Below are 4424 nucleotides of genomic sequence, written 5' to 3'. Positions count from 1 at the left end.
GCCGCCCGGCGCGGAAGCCGCGCCCGGCATGCTCGCGCCGCTGTCGCCGCTGCTGCCGGCCGCCCCGCTGCTCGGCATACCCGACGGCGCGGTGGACGGTGCGGCCGACATGCCGCCCGTGGCGCTCGATTCCGAGCTCGTGCCGCCGTTGTCGCTCTTCTTCTGGCAGCCCGCCCCTGCCGCCAGGCCCGCAATCAGGAGGCCGGCGAAGACGGCTCGCGATACATGTCGAAGTGAATATCGCTGCATGACACCTCCGCTGATGTCGATGTGGATGGAGCCCGCAGGCGCGCAATTCGCGTGCCGCCCCCCCGCCGCCGCGGCCGCCGCTTCCATTCGTTTTTCAAATGACGCCCAACCGAATATTTAATTTCCCATCGCGTTGCCGGCCTTCCATACTCGCGAACAAATCCGAGACATAACGTCCACGGCGGCCGGGCCGGCGCAGCGTTCCCACGTTGCCGGTCACGCGCCCCGCACATGGAAGGAGACAACGGCGTGCAACTGGAAGCCACCCACCGCCCGGGCATCGTGCCCGGCGCGGACGACGCATCGCATCGAACCGGTTCGGCCGCGCGCGACCCCGCGCTGAGCCCGCGGCTGCACAACGCCGACCTCGCGCCGACCCAGGCCGAGGGCCGGACATGGGGCCGCTACAGCATCTTTGCGCTGTGGACCAACGACGTGCACAACATCGCGAACTACTCGTTCGCGATCGGGCTGTTCGCGCTCGGCCTGTCGGGCTGGCAGATGCTCGCATCGCTCGCGATCGGCGCGGTGCTCGTCTACTTTTTCATGAACCTCACCGGCTACATGGGCCAGAAGACCGGCGTGCCGTTCCCGGTGATCAGCCGGATGAGCTTCGGCATCTACGGCGCGCTGCTGCCCGCGATGATCCGCGCGGTGATCGCGATCGCATGGTTCGGAATCCAGACCTATCTCGCGTCGGTCGTGCTGCGCGTGCTGCTCACCGCGATCTGGCCGGGCCTCGCCGCATTCGACCAGAACGCGATCTTCGGGCTGTCGACGCTCGGCTGGGTCACGTTCGTCGCGATCTGGCTCGTGCAGATCGGCATCCTCACGTACGGGATGGAAATGGTCCGCAAGTACGAGGGGCTCGCCGGCCCGGTGATCCTCGTCACGACGCTGTCGCTCGCCGCATGGATGTTCAGCCGCACCGGCGGCCATCTCGCGATGTCGATCGGCAAGCCGCTGACCGGCTTCAGGATGTGGACGGAGATCTTCGCGGGCGGCGCGCTGTGGCTCGCGATCTACGGCACGCTGGTGCTCAACTTCTGCGATTTCGCGCGCTCGTCGCCGAGCGCGAAGACGGTGCGCGTGGGCAACTTCTGGGGCCTGCCGGTCAACATCCTCGTGTTCGCGACGATCAGCTTCGTGCTCGCCGGCGCGCAGTTCAAGCTGAACGGCCACATCATCCACAGCCCGACGGAGATCATCGCGACGGTGCCGAACAAGCTGTTCCTCGTGCTCGGCTGCCTCGCGTTCCTGATCTTGACGGTCGCGGTGAACATCATGGCGAACTTCGTCGCGCCGGCCTTCGTGCTGACGAGCCTCGCGCCGCACCGCCTGTCGTTCCGCCGCGCGGGCCTGATCAGCGCGACGGTCGCCGTGCTGATCCTGCCGTGGAACCTGTACAACAGCCCGATCGTGATCGTCTACTTCCTGTCCGGCCTCGGCGCGCTGCTCGGCCCGCTGTACGGGATCATCACGGTCGACTACTGGCTCGTGCGCAAGCAGCGCGTGAACGTGCCCGACCTCTATACCGAAGCGCCGACCGGCGCCTACTTCTACACGCGCGGCGTGAACCGCAAGGCGCTCGCGGCGCTGGTGCCGTCCGCGCTGATCTCGATCACGCTCGCCGTCGTGCCCGCCTTCAGCGCGATGACGCCGTTCTCGTGGCTGCTCGGCGCGGCCATCGCGGGCAGCGTGTACTGGCGGCTGGCCGATCGCAACCGGCACTACGAGGCGCGCTCGGGTGAATCCATCGCGGTCGCCTGCACCCAACACTGAAACACCTGCATACGGAGCCGCAATGAGGATCCTGGTAGTCAACGTCAACACGACCGAGTCGATCACCGACGCGATCGCCGCGCAGGCGCAGGCCGCCGCGTCGCCGGGCACGGAGATCGTCGGGCTGACGCCGCGCTTCGGCGCCGAGTCGGTCGAAGGCAATTTCGAGAGCTACCTCGCGGCGATCGCCGTGATGGATCGCGTGCTGCGCTACGACGAGCCGTACGACGCGGTGATCCAGGCCGGCTACGGCGAACATGGCCGCGAAGGCCTGCAGGAACTGCTGACGGTGCCGGTCGTCGACATCACCGAAGCGGCCGCCAGCGTCGCGATGCTGCTCGGCCATCGCTACTCGGTCGTCACGACGCTCGACCGCACGGTGCCGCTGATCGAGGATCGCCTGAAGCTCGCCGGGCTCGACGCGCGCTGCGCGTCGGTGCGCGCAAGCGGCCTCGCGGTGCTCGAGCTCGAGGAGAACCCGGCCCGCGCGATCGAGTCGATCGTCGGCCAGGCGCAGCGCGCGGTGAAAGACGATCACGCGGAAGTGATCTGCCTCGGCTGCGGCGGGATGGCCGGCCTCGACCGGCAGATCGAGGAATGCACGGGCGTGCCGGTCGTCGACGGCGTCTCGGCCGCGGTGGCGCTCGCCGAGTCGCTGGTGCGCCTGAAGCTGAAGACGTCGAAAGTCCGCACGTACGCGCCGCCGCGCCCCAAGCGGATCGTCGGCTGGCCGGGCACCTTCTCACGATGACGCGGCGCCGGCCCGCTGCTGCGTCGCACTCGGGCATCGGGTCGCCGGGAGGCACATCGGCATGCGGGACCCACTAGACCCGAACGCCCTGCCCCGCGGCGCGTCCGACGCCGCGGGCGCGCTCGACGTGCTCGATGCGCGTCTGATGCGCATCCTGCTCGTGCTGCTGACCGAGCGCACCGTGTCGCGTGCGGCCGTGCGCCTGAACATGTCGCAGCCGGCCACCAGCGCCGCGCTCAAGCGCCTGCGCACGCTGCTCGGCGATCCGCTGCTGGTGCGCAGCCGCTACGAAATGGTGCCGACCGAATTCGGCGCGCGGCTGATCGAACCGTTGCGCAACGCGCTGCGCGTGATCGACTTCATCCGCATCCAGCAGCCGAGGTTCGACGCGCGCACGTCGGTGCGGACCTACCGGATCGGCTGCCCCGACTACCTGAACGTGCTGTTCGTGCCGAAGCTCGTCGCGCTGTTCCGCGAACGCGCGCCGGACGCGCAACTCGTGTTCCATCCGCTCGGCGACGGCTTCGACGACGAGCGCGCACTGGCCGATGGCGAGCTCGACGTCGTGATCGACAATCGCCCGGCGCGCGCGTCGCGGTTCCGGCAGGACGACCTGTTCGACGATCGCGTCGTGTGCCTGATGCGCGCGACCCATCTGCTCGCGCGGCGCGGCGCGATGACGGCGGCCGAGTTTGCCGACGCGCCGCAGCTGTGCCCGACACCGTCGTGGCTCGAGGCGTCCGGCGCGATCGACCGGCAACTCGAACGCGTGGGCCTGCAGCGGCGGATCGTCGTCACGCTGCCGCATTTCGAACTCGCCGCGCATGCGCTCGTGCGCTCCGACCTGCTGCTGACCACCACGTACCGGCTCGCGCGGCACTATGCGAAGCTGCTGCCGCTCGCCGCCGTCGCGCTGCCAGCGGAGCCGCCGGACATCGTGTACCGGATGACCTGGAACGAATCGGGGGCATGCGCCGAAGGCGTGCGCTGGCTGCGCGGGCTGATCGCGGAAGCGACGCGCGCGTGGCTCGATGTCGAGGCGATGCAGCCGGCGGTGGCGGCGGTGGTCGCCGGTGCAGTCGTGGACGTGGACGCGCGAAACAGCACGCCGGCCGTGGCCGATACGCCGGAACCCGCGCGACGCACGCGCCGCAGGCAGGCAACGCATTGCCGCGCGTCGCATCCTCGGCATGTCCCCCACGCAGCACGCATCCACCGCCTCGCGACGAAGCCGCATTGACGGGCGCGATCGATCCGCGCGACAACCGGCCGATACGTCGTTCAATCTCCGTCGACCAGCCGCACGGCCCGACGACCGATCAAGCGGTTGAGTTCCGAAGCCGAGGCCGGCCCGAGCCCCCCGCGCCGGCGGCACGGGAACCCTGCCGCGGTCAGCCCGAACACGGACAACAGCATCTCGATCGTCGATGACATCTTGAACACGCTGCGTGAAACCGGAACGCGCCAGCTTGATGGTTCCGCCGGGTCGCGTCCGATACGCGGCGCGGGCTGCGCCGTGCGTCACGCACCGTCGCGCATCGGTTGCGCAAGCAACTTGCAGGCAACGACGGCGGCGGCGAGCGCGAGCCCGCCGCTCACCGTCAGCGCGTCGGCGAACCCGCTCGCGAACGCGACGGGCGCC

General features: G+C 69.5%; 4 protein-coding genes and 1 pseudogene. 4 read left to right on the top strand and 1 reads right to left on the bottom strand.

What is annotated here, in order from left to right; all coding sequences use genetic code 11:
• The 4 genes from G3N96_RS39560 to G3N96_RS37655 all read left to right on the top strand — a co-directional run.
• Positions 1-370 (top strand): hypothetical protein (locus tag G3N96_RS39560; RefSeq protein ID WP_241023020.1); only part of this gene is annotated, 370 nt, incomplete at its 5' end.
• 110 nt (positions 371-480) lie between these two features.
• Positions 481-2031 (top strand): NCS1 family nucleobase:cation symporter-1, encoded by a 1551-nt coding sequence (locus G3N96_RS37665; protein WP_206140381.1) that lies wholly within the window; start codon positions 481-483, stop codon positions 2029-2031.
• Positions 2032-2053: 22 nt separating this feature from the next.
• Positions 2054-2782: an aspartate/glutamate racemase family protein gene (locus tag G3N96_RS37660; protein WP_206140380.1), complete on the top strand. Its 729-nt coding sequence runs from the start codon at positions 2054-2056 to the stop codon at positions 2780-2782.
• Positions 2783-2843: 61 nt separating this feature from the next.
• The gene (locus G3N96_RS37655) at positions 2844-4022 is read left to right on the top strand and encodes a LysR family transcriptional regulator (protein WP_206140379.1); all 1179 of its coding nucleotides are present in this window, start codon (positions 2844-2846) and stop codon (positions 4020-4022) included.
• 77 nt (positions 4023-4099) lie between these two features.
• Here G3N96_RS37655 and G3N96_RS39555 read toward each other — a convergent pair.
• A pseudogene (locus tag G3N96_RS39555) lies at positions 4100-4225 on the bottom strand (AEC family transporter); the annotation flags it as partial.
• Between the last annotated feature and the right edge of the window lie 199 nt (positions 4226-4424).

The organism is Burkholderia sp. Se-20373 (assembly GCF_017104705.1).
Lineage (GTDB): Bacteria > Pseudomonadota > Gammaproteobacteria > Burkholderiales > Burkholderiaceae > Burkholderia.
Note: the sequence above shows the minus strand (reverse complement) of the source record. Positions and strands in the feature narration are given on the sequence as shown.

What these genes read in the sequence shown, in the direction of transcription:
- G3N96_RS37665 (WP_206140381.1), top strand. Translation starts at nt 481, where the DNA reads ATGGAAGGAGACAACGGCGTGCAACTGGAAGCCACCCACCGCCCGGGC.
- G3N96_RS37660 (WP_206140380.1), top strand. Translation starts at nt 2,054, where the DNA reads ATGAGGATCCTGGTAGTCAACGTCAACACGACCGAGTCGATCACCGAC.
- G3N96_RS37655 (WP_206140379.1), top strand. Translation starts at nt 2,844, where the DNA reads ATGCGGGACCCACTAGACCCGAACGCCCTGCCCCGCGGCGCGTCCGAC.